10 protein-coding genes are annotated in these 14,338 nt (G+C 73.6%); 3 read left to right on the forward strand and 7 right to left on the reverse strand.

Annotation, left to right across the window (positions count from 1 at the left end):
- Positions 1-140: 140 nt before the first annotated feature.
- Together modA and ACLQ2N_RS24780 are read left to right on the forward strand one after the other, a co-directional pair.
- Entirely contained in the window at positions 141-908 is a 768-nt protein-coding gene (gene modA, locus ACLQ2N_RS24775) for a molybdate ABC transporter substrate-binding protein (protein WP_425816343.1), read from the forward strand.
- An 18-nt stretch (positions 909-926) separates the two neighbouring features.
- Positions 927-2,834 carry an ABC transporter permease gene (locus ACLQ2N_RS24780; RefSeq protein ID WP_425816344.1) on the forward strand — a complete coding sequence of 636 codons (1,908 nt, stop codon included), beginning with the start codon at positions 927-929 and terminating at the stop codon, positions 2,832-2,834.
- Positions 2,835-2,841: 7 nt separating this feature from the next.
- On the opposite strand, the gene ACLQ2N_RS24785 is transcribed toward ACLQ2N_RS24780, so the two are convergent.
- A complete protein-coding gene (locus ACLQ2N_RS24785; protein WP_425816345.1) occupies positions 2,842-6,915 on the reverse strand; it encodes a molybdopterin-dependent oxidoreductase in 4,074 nt (1,357 codons plus the stop codon).
- Between the two features lie 175 nt (positions 6,916-7,090).
- Here ACLQ2N_RS24785 and ACLQ2N_RS24790 point away from each other — a divergent pair, with 175 nt between their 5' ends.
- Positions 7,091-7,735 carry a hypothetical protein gene (locus tag ACLQ2N_RS24790; protein ID WP_425816346.1) on the forward strand — a complete coding sequence of 215 codons (645 nt, stop codon included), beginning with the start codon at positions 7,091-7,093 and terminating at the stop codon, positions 7,733-7,735.
- Positions 7,736-7,753: 18 nt separating this feature from the next.
- On the opposite strand, the gene mnhG is transcribed toward ACLQ2N_RS24790, so the two are convergent.
- Genes mnhG through ACLQ2N_RS24820 form a run of 6 tightly spaced genes read right to left on the reverse strand, consistent with a single transcriptional unit; the run spans position 7,754 to position 14,285 of the window.
- Complete coding sequence (mnhG, locus tag ACLQ2N_RS24795; protein WP_425816347.1) at positions 7,754-8,107, reverse strand: monovalent cation/H(+) antiporter subunit G; 354 nt, start codon at positions 8,105-8,107, stop codon at positions 7,754-7,756.
- Complete coding sequence (locus tag ACLQ2N_RS24800; RefSeq protein ID WP_425816348.1) at positions 8,104-8,439, reverse strand: monovalent cation/H+ antiporter complex subunit F; 336 nt, start codon at positions 8,437-8,439, stop codon at positions 8,104-8,106. The genes mnhG and ACLQ2N_RS24800 overlap by 4 nt, the downstream gene beginning before the upstream one ends.
- On the reverse strand, positions 8,436-9,080 hold the full coding sequence (locus ACLQ2N_RS24805) for a Na+/H+ antiporter subunit E (RefSeq protein WP_425816349.1): 645 nt from the start codon (positions 9,078-9,080) through the stop codon (positions 8,436-8,438). The genes ACLQ2N_RS24800 and ACLQ2N_RS24805 overlap by 4 nt, the downstream gene beginning before the upstream one ends.
- Positions 9,077-10,732, reverse strand: coding sequence for a Na+/H+ antiporter subunit D (locus ACLQ2N_RS24810; protein ID WP_425816350.1), 1,656 nt, complete (start codon positions 10,730-10,732; stop codon positions 9,077-9,079). The genes ACLQ2N_RS24805 and ACLQ2N_RS24810 overlap by 4 nt, the downstream gene beginning before the upstream one ends.
- A complete protein-coding gene (locus ACLQ2N_RS24815; protein WP_425816351.1) occupies positions 10,729-11,343 on the reverse strand; it encodes a Na(+)/H(+) antiporter subunit C in 615 nt (204 codons plus the stop codon). Before ACLQ2N_RS24815 ends, ACLQ2N_RS24810 begins: the two co-directional genes overlap by 4 nt.
- Positions 11,340-14,285: a Na+/H+ antiporter subunit A gene (locus ACLQ2N_RS24820; RefSeq protein WP_425816352.1), complete on the reverse strand. Its 2,946-nt coding sequence runs from the start codon at positions 14,283-14,285 to the stop codon at positions 11,340-11,342. The genes ACLQ2N_RS24815 and ACLQ2N_RS24820 overlap by 4 nt, the downstream gene beginning before the upstream one ends.
- Positions 14,286-14,338 lie beyond the last annotated feature (53 nt).

Consider the following 14,338-nt stretch of genomic DNA (forward strand, 5'->3'; position numbering starts at 1 on the left):
CGACTCTACTGGCCGGTCGCGGGCGGCCCGGAGGCGGCTGGGAGCTTCCTCCAGGGAGCACCGCATCTGCCACGTGTTTTCCCATGAAGAGCTGCAAATGCGATGTGATCACCCATACTCTTTGGCACATGCTGCTCTCCATGACTCCTGCTTCCACCCAGCGGCGCGCCGCCGTGGCGCTCGTCGTCGGCCTGCTCACGCCCCTCACCGCCTGCGGCGGAAACGACGACACCGAGGACACCGCCGCCGACCTCACCGTCCTCGCCGCGTCCTCGCTCACCGACGTGTTCAAGGAGGCAGGTGCGGCGTACGAGAAGGAGCACCCGGGCACGAAGGTGACGTTCTCCTTCGCCGGGTCGCAGGAGCTGGCCGCGCAGGTCAGGCAGGGCGCCCCCGCCGACGCGCTGGTCACCGCCGACACGAAGACGATGGACGGCCTGGGGCCGGAGACCGGCACCCCGACGGTCATCGCGAAGAACCGCCTGGTCATCGCCACCGGCCAGGGCAACCCGAAGCAGGTCCGGAACGTCAGGGACCTCGCGGACACCGGGCTGAAGGTGGTCCTCGCCGCGCCCGAGGTGCCGGTGGGCCGGTACAGCGAGCAGATCCTGGACGCCCAGAAGATCACCGTGAAGCCGGTCTCGCAGGAGCCCAACGTGCGCGCGGTGCTCAGCAAGGTCCAACTCGGCGAGGCGGACGCCGGGCTCGTATACCGGACCGATGTCGCCTCGGCCGCGGGCAAGGTCGACTCGGTCGACATCCCGGACGAGCAGAACGCCGTCGCCTCGTACCCGGCGGCGACGCTGAAGACCAGCGAGCACGGCGCGGCGGCCGAGGCGTTCGTAGAGTGGCTGTCCTCGCCCGAGGCACGGAGGATCCTGACCGGTGCGGGCTTCCAGCAGCCGTAGCGTGGACAAGGAACGCCGATGAACCGACTCCGTGGCCGCGCGCCGCTCGTGCTGGCCCTGCCCGCGCTCCTGGCCGTCGCGTTCCTGCTGCTGCCGCTGGCCGGCATCCTGGCCCGGACCTCGTGGGGCGAGCTGGCCACCCACCTCACCGGCGAGTCCACCACCCGGGCGCTGACGCTGTCGCTGATCGTCTCCGGCTGGGCGCTGGCCCTCTCCCTCGTCCTGGGGGTGCCGCTGGCGTGGCTGCTGGCCCGGGTCGACTTCCCGGGCAAGGTCTTCGTCCGCTCGCTGGTGCTGCTGCCGATGGTGCTGCCGCCCACGGTCGGCGGGGTCGCCCTGCTCCTCGGCTTCGGCCGCCGGGGGCTGCTGGGGCCGTGGCTGGAGGACTGGTTCGGGATCACGCTGCCGTTCCACACCTCCGGCGCGGTGCTCGCGGCGACCTTCGTCGCCATGCCGTTCCTGGTCATCAGCCTGGAGGGCGCGCTCGGCGGGCTGCGCCCCCGTTACGAGGAGACCGCGGCCTCCCTGGGGGCTTCGCCGGTCCGGGTGTTCTTCACGGTCACCCTGCCGATGGTCGCTCCCGGGCTGGCCGCCGGAGCGGCGCTGACCTGGGCGCGGGCGCTCGGCGAGTTCGGGGCGACCATCACCTTCGCGGGCAACCTCCCCGGCACCACGCAGACCCTGCCCCTCCAGGTCTATCTGCTGCTCCAGGACGACCCGGAGGCCGCGACCTCGGTGTCCCTGCTGCTGCTCGTCATCGCCATGGCGGTGCTCCTCGCGCTGCGGGGGCGGTGGACGGGCACCCCGCCGGAGCGCACGCGGCGGGAGGCCGGCGACGACGACTCCGCACCCGTACGCGAGCAGCCTCTCCCGGCGCCGTCCGACGGCGAACTCTGGTCCCTGCGCGCGGAGGTCACCGGCTTCGACGAGCTGACGCTCGACGCGGAGGCCGGGACCACCATCGCCGTCGTCGGCCCGAACGGCGCCGGCAAGACGACCCTGCTGCGTGCCCTGCTCGGCCTCACCCCGCGCGGCCACGCCCGGATCCTCCTGGGCGGCACCGACGTCACCGCCCTGCCCGCCCACCGCCGGGGCATCGCCTGGGTCCCGCAGGACGGCGCGCTGTTCCCGCACCTGAGCACCCTCGCCAACACCGCTTACGGGCTGCGCGCCCGGGGCGTGCCGCGCGCCGAGGCCCGCCGCACCGCCCAGGAGTGGCTGGACCGGCTCGGGGTCGGGCACCTGGCCGCGCGCCGCCCCGCCCAGGTCTCCGGCGGCCAGGCCCAGCGCGTCGCGCTGGCCCGCGCGCTGGCCGCCCGTCCGCGCCTGCTGCTGCTGGACGAACCGCTCGCCGCGCTCGACCAGACGACCCGGTCCCGGGTCCGGCACACCCTGCGCCGCCATCTCGACGGGTTCGGCGGCGTCTGCCTCATCGTGACGCACGACCCCGTGGAGGCCGTCGCGCTCGCCGACCGGGTCCTCGTCCTGGAGGACGGCCGTGCGCTCCAGGACGCCCCGCCCGCCGAGGTGACCCGGCACCCGCGCTCGCCCTGGGTCGCCCGGATGCTGGGCCGCAACGCCTGGCCCGGCACCGCCACCGCCGACGGCCTGGAGCCCTCGGGCGGCGGTCACCTCGTCGCTGCCGACCCGCTGCCCCCCGGGGCGCCCGCGCTGGCGGTCATCGCGCCCGAGGCCGTCTCCGTACACCGCGAGAAGCCCGGCGGGAGCCCGCGCAACGTGTGGCCGGGAACGGTGCGCGAGATCACGGCGGGCGGGAGCCGTCTCCGGGTGCTGGTGGGTTCGGAGCACGCGCCGGACCTGGTCGCCGAGATCACTCCGCAGGCCGCCGCCGAGCTGTCCCTCGCGGACGGGGTGGCGGTATGGACCAGCGTGAAGGCGACCGAAGTGACGCTCGTGGCGCTCTGAACGGGGATCAGTAGACGTCCCGGAGGTACCGCTTGTCGGCGGCGAGCTGCTTCACGTAGAGGGCGGCGGCCTCCGGGTCGAGCCCGCCGTGGGCGACGGCGATGTCGCGCAGCGCCCGGTCGACGTCCTTCGCCATCCGGGCCGCGTCACCGCACACGTAGAAGTGGGCGCCGTCACGCAGCCAGGACCACAGTTTGGCGCCGTGCTCGCGCATCCGGTCCTGCACGTAGACCTTGGCGCGCTGGTCGCGCGAGAAGGCGGTGTCCAGGCGGGTGAGGGTCCCGTCGGCGAGGAAGGACGTCAGCTCCTCCTCGTAGTAGAAGTCGGTGGCCCGGTGCTGCTCTCCGAAGAACAGCCAGTTGGGGCCGGGGTCGCGGCGGGCCCGGCGCTCCTCCAGGAAGCCGATGAAGGGGGCGACGCCGGTCCCGGGGCCGACCATGACCATCGGTGCGTCGGGGCGGGCCGGTGGCCGGAAGTGCGGGGCGCGGCGGACGAAGACCGGGACGCGGGTGTCGGGGCCGGCGTCCGCGAGGAAGGGCGAGCAGACCCCGGCGCGCGGGCGGCCGTGGGTGTTCTCGTAGCGGACGACGGAGACCGTCAGGGAGAGGCGGTCGGGGTCGGTGAGCGGGCTGGACGATATCGAGTACAGGCGGGGCTGGAGCGGCTTGAGGATGCCGGCCCACTCGTCGGGGGTGGCCTTGACCGGGTATTCGGCGAGGACGTCGACGGCCTGGCGGCCCCAGGACCAGCGGGCCAGCTCGCCCTTGTTGTCGGGCCGCAGCATCTTCTTCAGGTCCCGGTCTCCGGTGTGTTCGGTGACGAAGCCGAGCAGGGCGGGGGTGAGGCGGGTGATGTCCAGGTGGGTGTGGAGCGCGTCGCCGAGCCGGAGTCCGCCGAGGCCGCCGACCTCGATCTCGGCGTCGGCGTCCAGGCCGGTGACGGAGAGCCATTCGGCCACCAGGTCCGGATGGTTGACGGCGTGGACGCCAAGCGCGTCGCCGGCCGCGTAGTCGAGCGCGGTCCCGGTGCCGCTGGTGTCGAAGGTGAACCGGCGGACCTCCTTGCCGGAGCCGGGCAGCCCGAGCAGCCGGTTGCCGGCCAGCCGGGCGGTGACGGGGGCGGGCCTCGGGGTGCGGACCGGGGCGGGCGCCGGGGCGGGCGGAGGCGCGGGAGCGGGTTCGGCCGGCGGGGCGGTGAGCCCGGCGAGGACCTGGTCGAGCCAGCCCAGCGCGGACGGTTCGTAGTCGGGTTCGCAGTCGGTACGCGGGGCGAGGCGGACGGCTCCCAGCTCGTCCAGGCGCCGGTCGAGCCGCCGCCCGTGCCCGCAGAAGTCGTCGTACGAGGAGTCGCCGAAGGCCAGTACGGCGTACCGCCTGCCGTCCAGGGGCGGGAGGTCCGCCGCCGTCAGGGCCTCCCAGAACCCGGTGCCGTTGTCGGGCGCGTCGCCGTCCCCGAAGGTGCTGGTGATCAGGAGGAGGTCGGCGGCGGGCGGCAGGGCGCGCGGGTCGGCCTGGTCCATGCCGAGGAGCCGGGTGCGGTGGCCCGTGGCGGTGAGCCGGTCGGCGGTGGCGACGGCGAACTCCTCGGCGTTGCCGGTCTGCGAGGCCCACAGCACGACGACCTCGCGGCCGGGGGCCTCGGCGGGGGCGGGCGCGGGGGCGTCGGCGGGCGTCCCGGTGCGCGAGTACATACCGGCCAGGACGCCGTTGACCCAGCGCGCGTGCTCGGCGCTGAAGGGCGCGCCGGGCGGCAGGACGGGGACGCCGGGGGCGCCGAGGGGCAGCCCGGCGAGGAACCCGACGAGGTACTGGCGCTCGTGCTCGGCGAGGACCGGGGGCGGGGCGGTCTCCAGGCCGAAGACGGCGGCGGTTTCCGGAGCGGGCGGGGTCGCGGCTTCCATCGGCGCGACGACGGGCACGGGCGCCGCCGCCACCTTCGTCAGCGTCACCGCGCACACCTTGAACTCCGGCTGGTAGGAGACCGGGTCCACGGCGTCGCCGGTCACCGCGTTGACGCTGAGGTACTCGCCGAACAGGTCGTTCCAGTGGAAGGGCGCGAAGCAGCAGCCCGGGGCCACCCGGTCGGTGACCACGGCCGGCAGCACGGCCCGCCCGCGCCGGGACTCGACCTCCACCGCGTCGCCCTCCGCGATCCCGAGGCGTGCCGCGTCCTCGGGGTGCACCTCCACGAACGGGCCGGGGTTCAGCCGGTTGAGCTTGGCGACCTTGCCGGTTTTGGTGAGGGTGTGCCACTGGTGCTGGACCCGGCCGGTGTTGAGCAGGAAGGGGTAGTCGTCGTCCGGCATCTCGGCCGCCGGGACGTGGGGGCGGGCGAAGAAGCGGGCGCGTCCGGTCGGCGTCGGGAAGACCGGTCCGCCGCCGTCCGGGGTGACATAGCGGACGGGGTTGCGGTCCGGGCCGTCGGCGGTGGGCGCGGGCCACTGGACGGGGGCGGTGCGCAGCCGTTCGTACGTCACGCCCCGCAGGTCGTAGCCGGTGCGGGGGTTGGCGGCGCGCTTGATCTCCTCGAAGACCTCCTCGGCGCTGTCGTACGTGAAGGCGTCCTCGTACCCCATCGCGCAGGCGACACGGGCGATGATCCGCCAGTCCGCGAGGGCTTCGCCGGGTGGCTCGACGGCCGGGCGGGCGAGGGTGAGGTTGCGTTCGCTGTTGACGAGTACGCCCTCCGTCTCGCTCCACAGGGCGCCGGGCAGGACGACGTCGGCGTAGGCGTTGGTCTCGGTGTCGGCGAACACGTCCTGGGTGATGACGAGTTCGGCGGCCTCCAGGGCCTCGATGACGGTGCGGCGGTTGGCGACGGAGGCGACGGGGTTGGTGCAGATGATCCAGCACGCCTTGATGTCACCGGCCGCCATCCGCTCGAACATCTCGACCGTCCCCCGGCCGCACTCGTCCTTGCGCAGGGTGCCCGGGTCGAGCCCCCACAGCTTCTCGGTGAAGGCGCGGTCCTCGTCGTCCAGGAGTGAGCGCTGACCGGGCAGCCCGGGGCCCATGTAGCCCATCTCGCGCCCGCCCATCGCGTTGGGCTGGCCGGTGAGCGAGAGCGGGCCGCTGCCGGGGCGGCAGATCGCGCCGGTCGCCAGGTGCAGGTTGATCAGCGCGTTGGTGTTCCAGGTGCCGTGAGTGGACTGGTTGAGCCCCATGGTCCAGCAGCTGGTCCACTCCCCCGCCTCGCCGATCCACCGGGCGGCCAGGCGCAGGTCGGCCTCCGGGATGCCGGTGATCCGGGCGACTTCGGCGGGCGGGTAGTCGGCGAGGAACTCCGGCATCGCCTCCCAGCCCTCGGTGTGCGCGGCGATGAACGCGGGGTCGGTGTGCCCGTTCGCGTGGAGCAGGTGCAGGAGGCCGTTGAGGAGGGCCAGGTCGGTGCCGGGGTTGATCCGCAGGAAGAGGTCGGCCTTGTCGGCGGTGGCGGTGCGCCGGGGGTCCACGACGATCAGCTTGGCGCCCGCCTTGACGCGGTCCAGGAGGCGCAGGAAGAGGATCGGGTGGCAGTCGGCCATGTTGGAGCCGATGACGAGGAAGACGTCCGCGCGGTCCAGGTCGTCGTAGGAGCCGGGCGGCCCGTCGGCGCCGAGCGACAGCTTGTAGCCGCTGCCCGCGCTCGCCATGCACAGCCGCGAGTTGGACTCGACGCGGTTGGTGCGGACGAACCCCTTGGCCAGCTTGTTCGCGAGGTACTGCGCCTCCAGGCCCAGCTGCCCGGACACGTAGAAGGCGACGGCGTCCGGTCCGTGCGTGTCGATGACCGCCCGCAGCCGCCGCGCGGTGGACGCGACCGCCTCGTCCACGCCCACCGGCACGGGCTCCGCGCCGCGCTCCGGCCGCACCAGGGCGGTGGTCAGCCGGCCGGGCGCGGCGAGCATGTCGGCGGTGGTCGCGCCCTTGGTGCAGAGCCGCCCGGCGTTGGCGGGGTGGGCCTTGTCGCCCGACGCCTTGAGGACCGTACGGCCTCCGTCGGGCCCGGGCGCGATGTCGAGGACCATGCCGCAGCCCACCCCGCAGTACGAGCAGACCGTACGGACCTGAGTGGCGTCGGCCGACGAGCTCTGTGGGGGCACCGGGGAGACCTTCCGTGAAATCGGATCGTGCTCCGACGGTAGGAAGGCGCGGTTACGCCGGTGTGCCACCGGCCGATCATGGGCGGTAACGCTCGTCGCACACCGGGCGGGCGGCCGGTGTGAGAAGGCAGCCGCGCCGGCTCCCTCTGTCAGTGGCCGCCCGTAGCCTCTCACCATGATGCAGACGACCCTGATGATCCACGACGGCACCGCGGCGGCCGACTCCGACGTTCCGCGTACCGGCGGCGTGCCCCTGGCTCCCGCGGGCTTCACCTGGCCCGTGTGCGGCTGTGGAGGGCCGTTGCAGTTCTTCGCGCACCTGCCCGTCGAGGACGGCGTCCTGTCGGTGTTCGTGTGCCAGAACGACCCCGGCGCGTGCGAGTTCTGGGCTGCCGGGTCCAGCGCCAACCGGGTCCACCTGTTCCCCCGTGAGGGCCTGCGGCCGGTGGCCGTGCCGGAGACGGGGCTGACGCTCCTGCCCGCCGTCTCGGCCATCCGCACACAGGTGGTGACGGTCGACCCGGAGGACCGCGACGACGGCGTCGATCCCGACGCGTACGACATCGGCCGCGCCGGCTGGAAGCGGGAACCCGGCGAACGGTTCGGGAAGCAGCGGGAAGTGCTCGGATCGCTCGGAGGCAGTCCCTCCTACCTGGAGGACGACCGGGTGCCCGCGTGCCCCTCCTGCTCCGGCACGATGGAGTTCGCGGCCCATCTGGAGGAGGGGCTCACCCGGGAGACCTCCATGAACCTCGGCGGCCAGCTCGCCTACGTCTTCGTCTGTCGCGCCTGCCGCGAAGGCGCGTTCCTCACGGGCTGAACCGCGGCCGGACACGCCCTACGTCTCCTCGGTGAGCTGTTCGTCCAGGTCGTCGAAGAGCAGTTCCGTGTGGTCGACCTGCCCCGTCCGGTACGCGGAGCGGGCGACCAGGTGCGCGGCGACCGGGCCGGTCATCAGCTGGAAGAAGCCGATCAGCGCCAGGGTCGCGAGGTCCATGCCGCTGCGCAGCCGCAGCGCGACCCCGGCGAGCACGATGAGCATGCCGAGCGCCTGCGGCTTGGTCGCGGCGTGGCTGCGGGAGAGGACGTCCGGCAGGCGCAGCATGCCCACGACGCCGAGCAGGCAGATCGCGGCGCCGAGCAGCACCAGCGCCGCACCCGCCGTGTCCAGGATCTGGAGCCAGACGCTCATGGCCTCTCCTCCCCGTCCTTCCGGGCCCGCTCCCCGTACCGATGGCCCGGCGGCCGGTCGCGTACCGCGATGAAGCGCGCGATGCCGACCGAGCCGGTGAAGCCGAGGAAGGCGAGGACCAGCATGATCGGGAAGTAGAACGGGTCGCGGGCGAACGCCGATTTGGCGCCGAGTCCGGCGATGATGAGCGCGGCGCAGACGTCGAGGGCGATGGCCCGGTCGAGCATCGAGGGGCCGCGCCAGATGCGTGCGAGCAGCAGTGCGCCGGCGACGAGGATCAGGACGACGGCCGCCACGAGCAGCACCCGGTCCACGGTCTGGGGAGCGCTCATCGGCCGTCCTCCTGGTCTCCCGGCGGCCGGCCGGTGTGCGGTGCCCGCGGGGGCGGGGCGGCGACCCGCTCGATCTCGTCGCGGGTGCCGAAGGCGCGTACGGTCAGCTCCTCCAGGCGCCAGACCGAGCGCCGCGCGGCTTCCAGTTCGGCGGGGTCGCCCGCGTCCAGAACGTGCAGGAAGACGGTGGCGGTGGCGCGGCGCACCTCGACCACCGACCCGTCGGGCACGTTCTGCACGGTGACGGCGGTCGCGGCGAGCATCAGGTCCGAGCGGCAGCGCAGCGGTACGGCGATGACGGCGGCCCGGCGCGAACGGCGGTCGTGGATCTGCCGGGTGACCTTCACTCCGGAGGTGTACATGTCGTAGAGGAGATAGCCGGCGAGCCGCAGGATGCCCCAGGGGTGCAGCCGCAGCCCCAGGTCGACCTTGGGAAGCGGGAAGGCCAGGCAGACGACCACCGCGACCACGGCCCCGGTCAGCACGTTCGCCCAGTTCAGGCTGGACCAGAGCAGCACCCAGATGACGGTGAGCCAGGCGATGAGCGGCAGGTCGAGCACCCTCCGGCGGCCTGCGCCGAACGCGGCGCTCAACGGCGGCAGGTCCTTGTTCCGGAAGGAGACGGTGACGAGGCGTTTCACGGGCCCAGCACCTCCTGGGTGTACGGCGTGCGGGCGAGGAGTTCGGCGGCGGCGCGGTCGGTGTACGAGGTGAGCGGGCCGGCGAACACGGTGAAGGCGAGGCCGAGTCCGACCGCGGCGGCCGTCGCCCAGGTCATCGGGCGGGGCAGCACGCCGGTGGTGGTGACGGCGTGGCCGTGGAGCGTGGCGGCGACGGCGAGCCCGGCGGGCTGGTGGCGGATGCGGACGCCTTCGTCGCCGGTGCCGGCCATCCGGTCGGGGCCCTCGTCGGCGTCGTCGTCGTCGCTGTCGTCGTCCGATTCCAGGACCGTGCCGGCGGCGGCCTGGCCCGGCGGCTCGGCCCGCCAGAAGGCGAGGTTCCAGACCTTGGCCATCACGTACAGCGTGAGGAGGCTGGTCATGGTCGCGCCGGCGACGAGGATCCAGGCCCACACCCCGCCGTCGGCGACGCCGGCGCGCATGAGGCCCAGCTTGCCGATGAAGCCGGACAGCGGCGGGATGCCGGCGAGGTTCATCGCGGGCACGAAGAAGAGGACGGCGAGGGCGGGAGCGGCCCGGGCGATGCCGCCGATCCGGGTGAGCTCCGTGGTGCCGGTCCGGCGTTCGATCAGCCCGGCGACCAGGAACAGCGTGGTCTGGACGGTGATGTGGTGGACGACGTAGACGATCGCACCGCCGTACGCCTGCCGGGTGGCGAGGCCGATGCCGAAGACCATGTAGCCGATGTGGCTGATGAGGGTGAAGGAGAGCAGTCGCTTGAGGTCGGTCTGGGCGACGGCTCCCAGGATGCCGACGATCATCGAGGCGAGGGCCGCCGCCATCAGCAGGTCGCCGAGCCGGTTGCCGGGGAAGAGCAGGGTCTCGGTGCGCAGCATGCAGTAGACGCCGACCTTGGTGAGCAGTCCGGCGAAGACGGCGGTGACGGGGGCGGGCGCGGTCGGGTAGGAGTCGGGGAGCCAGGCGGCGAGCGGGAAGACGGCCGCCTTGATGGCGAAGACCGTCAGCAGCATGGCCTGGATCAGGGTCTGGACGCCCAGCGGCAGCGTGCCCAGGCGCTCGGCGAGCTGGGCGAAGTTGGCGGTGCCGGTCGCCGCGTACGTCATGGCGATGGCGGTCAGGAAGAGCATCGAGGAGAACAGCGAGATGATCACGTACGTGGAGCCCGCCCGGATGCGCGGGCCGGTGCCGCCGAGGGTCAGCAGGACGAAGCTGGCGACGAGCATGATCTCGAAGCCGACGTAGAGGTTGACCAGGTCACCGGCGAGGAAGGTGCACGAGACCCCGGCGACGAGGATGAGGTAGGCGGGGTGGAAGACGGCCACGGGTGTCTCCTCGTCCCGGTCCGCCATGCCCTGGCCCAGGGAGTAGCCGAGGACGCACAGGGTAATGGCCGAGGAGACCGTCAGCATCAGCCCGGAGAGCCGGTCGGCGACCAGGGTGATGCCGAGCGGCGGCGCGAAGTCCCCGAGGTGCACGGACAGCGGTCCGTCGGTGTCGGCGGCGATCATCAGGGCGACCGAGAGGCCGAGTACGGCGGTGAGCACGGCCACGCTGATGAAGCGCTGGATCTGCTTGAGCCGGGTGCCGAAGGCGAGGCTCAGGCCGGTCGCGCAGAGCGGCAGCAGCACCGGCAGCGGGACGAGGGCGTTCATCCGGTGCCTCCCGGGTCGTGGGTTCCGGGCCCCTGCGGGTCCTCGGCGCTCTTCGCGTAGTCCTCCGGGTCCGCGCCCAGGACGTCGTGCCACAGGTCGCCGGTGGCGTCGCGGCCCCGGGCCTGGAGGGCGCGGTCGGCGCGCAGCCGGGCCCGCAGGCGGCGGCGTTCGTCGCGGTAGGCGCGGCGCGCACCGGCGCTGCGGTCGCCGTCGGCCCGGAACCGCGCGCGCAGTTCGTCGCGCTCGTCCAGCACCTCGGCGCGCAGGACGATGCGGCGGTCCTCCAGGTCGTCGTGGACCTCGTCGGTGCCGGTCAGCTGGTGGCCGCGGTAGGCCATGGCGAGCAGGAACGCGGTGGTGGCCAGGGTGATGACGATCGCGGTGAGCGCGATGGCCTGGGGCAGCGGGTCGGTGACCCGGGCGAGGTCGACGCCGTACAGCAGGGGTTCGCGGCCGGCCGTGCCGGTGGCGGACAGGATGAACAGGTTGATGCCGTTGCCGGCGATGACCGCGCCGAGCAGGATGCGGGTGAGGGGCCGGGTCAGCATGAGGATGCCGCCGACCGCGCAGAGGACCGCCGCGGTGGCCAGGAGCGAGGCGCTGACGGTCACGGGGTGGCCTCCCCGGTCTCCGGTCCGGCCCGGCGGGCGGCGGCCTTCTCGGCGGCGGCGCGCTCGATCTGCCGGTCGATCTTGGCGCCGAGGGCCCGCACGATGTCGAGGACGACGCCGAGGACCAGCAGGTAGACCCCGCAGTCGAAGATCACCGGGGTGCCGAACTCGAAGTCGCCGATGAGCGGCAGGTGGCCGTGGTACGTCCAGGCGTGCAGGACCGTTCCGTCGGAGAGGCCGATCAGGGCGACCCCGGTGGAGACGAAGAGGCCGAGCCCGGTGAAGAGGCCGGGCTGCAGGGGCGCGGCCTCGGCGAGTTCGAAGCGCCCGCCCGCGAGGTAGCGGGTGATCAGGGCGAGGCCCGCGACCAGGCCGCCGACGAAGCCGCCGCCCGGCATGTTCTCGGCGCAGAACAGCAGGTACACCGAGAGCACCAGGATCGGGTGGAACAGCAGCCGCGTCACCACCTCGAAGACGACGGACCGGTGCTCGGGCGCCAGCGTGGCGCCGGCCGCCAGCCAGCCGCGCTCGGGCGCGCCCTCGTCCCCCTGGGGAACGCCGGTCAGCGGCTCGGCGGTCACGGACCAGGCGGTGCGGCCCCGTAGTTCGGCGGCCGCCGCCCCCTCGGCGGTGCGGCCCCGCAGCTCGGTGGCCGCCGTCCCCTCGGCGCGACGGTGCAGGTAGATGAGACTGGTGACGCCGATCGCGGCGGCGGCGAGTACGGCGGACTCCCCCATGGTGTCCCAGGCGCGGAGGTCGACGAGGATGGTGGCGACGACGTCCTTGAGGCCGTGGTGGGCGGTCTCCTCGACCATGGCGGCGCCCGCCGGGGACGCGGTGCGCGCGGCGGCGGCGACCCAGACCACCACGCCGAGGGTCGCCGCGGCGGCCAGGGCGACCGGGACGCGCACCGCCCGCCGCCAGGTGCTCACGGACTCCTGGAAGTGCACCGGCATCCGCCGCAGGACCAGCACGAACACGATCATCGACACGGTTTCGACGCAGAACTGGGTGAGCGCCAGGTCCGGGCCGCCCTGGACGACGAACAGCAGGGCGGTCCCGTAGCCGGTGAGTCCGGCCAGCACCACGGCCTTCATGCGGCGTCTGACGGTGAGGCAGAGAAGGGCCGCCGCGCAGGTGAGGGCGGCGACGGCGCCCTGGAGCGGGACGTCCCAGAGCCGGGGCGCGGACGCACCCTGCCAGGGGCGGTCGGCGATGAGCACGGCGAGCTGTCCGGCGAGCATCACCAGCAGGGTCGTCGCGAGGTACACGGAGAGGGAGCCGCGCTGGACGAAGCCGGTGGCCTGGAGCGAGAGGCGTTCCAGGCCCAGGAGCAGCTGGCCGAAGACGCCGTCGGCGGTGGGCCAGGCGATGCGCCGGGAGAGCCGGGCGACCCGGTCGCGCGCGGCGAAGAGGACCGCGCCGCCCGCGGTGGCGGCGGCGGAGAGGAGGAGGGCGGTGCCCCAGCCGTGCCAGAGCGCGAGGTGGTACGGGTGGGCGGGGGCCGGGAAGGCGTCGGCGTAGGCGCTGAGCAGCCGGTCGGTCCAGCCGACGCCGGGACCGAGGACGAGCCCGCAGAGGGCGAGGGCGGCGGGCGCGGCGAGGAAGGCCGGGCCGACCCGGTGCACGGGGGTGTCGGCGACCCCCGGTTTGCGCAGGAAGCCGCCCCAGAGGAACCGGGCGGTGTAGGCCACGGTGAGCGCCGAGCCCGCGACCGAGATGCCGAGCGCCCAGCGGTCGGCCGTGTCGCCGTGCAGCAGCGCCTCGAACGCCGACTCCTTCGCGGCAAAGCCGAGCAGCGGGGGCAGGGCGGCCATCGAGGCGGCGGCGAGCACGGCGACGGCGCACACCTGGGGCAGGGCGCGTCCCACGCCGGAGAGCTTGCGCAGGTCACGGGTGCCGGCGGCGTGGTCCACGATGCCGGTGACGAGGAAGAGCGGGGCCTTGAAGAGGGCGTGGGCGAGGATCATGACGGCGGCGGCGAGCGCGGCGTCGCGATTGCCGACGCCCGCGAGGAGGGTGAGGAAGCCGAGCTGGCTGACGGTGCCGTAGGCGAGGACGATCTTCAGGTCGTTGAGCCTGAGGGCGCGCCAGCCGCCGAGGAGCATGGTCGCGGCGCCGAAGACCATCACCACGGGCCGCCAGCCGGGCACGTCGGCGAAGGCGGGGGCGAACCGGGCGACCAGGTACACCCCGGCCTTGACCATCGCGGCAGCGTGCAGATAGGCGCTGACGGGGGTGGGCGCGGCCATGGCGTTGGGCAGCCAGAGGCTGAACGGCCAGACCGCCGACTTGGACAGGGCCCCGCACAGGACGAGCAGGACGGCGGCCTGGACGGCGCCGGTCGCCGGGGGCGGGTCGGCGAGGATCGTGGAGATGCGGTAGGTCCCGGCCTCCTGACCGAGGATCAGGAAGCCGATGAGCATGGCGAGGCCGCCGAGCGTGGTGACGGTCAGCGCCTGGAGCGCGGAACGTCTGCTGTGGCGCTGCTCGCTGTCGTATCCGATGAGGAGGTACGAGAAGACGGTGGTGAGCTCCCAGAAGACGTAGAGGGAGATCAGGTCGTCGCTGAGGACGAGGGCGAGCATCGCGCCCGCGAACGCGAGCAGGTTCCCGGCGAAGCCGGCCAGCCGGGGTGTCGTGTCGCTGAAGTAGGAGGCGCAGTACACCAGGACGAGCGTGCCGACGCCGGACGCGAGCAGCACCATGAGTTCGGCGAGCGCGTCGAGGCGCAGGTCCACGGAGACGCCGTAGTCGGGCATCCAGGCCCAGGACCAGTCGACCGAGGAGCCGGACGCGGCCGTCTCCCACCGGGTGAACGCCCAGCAGGTGGTGGCGGCGGGCGGCAGTGCCAGGACGAGGAAGGCGCGCGCGCCCAGCCGTCGCACCAGCGGGCGCGCGAAGGCCGCGAGGAGGAAGTGGGCGACGATGAGCGCGGTCATGCGGCGGGGCGGCGGGGTGCGGCGGCGGGCGGCGGGGTCTGGCGGGCTACCGA

Source organism: Streptomyces sp. DT224, from assembly GCF_049844595.1.
Taxonomy (GTDB): Bacteria; Actinomycetota; Actinomycetes; order Streptomycetales; family Streptomycetaceae; genus Streptomyces.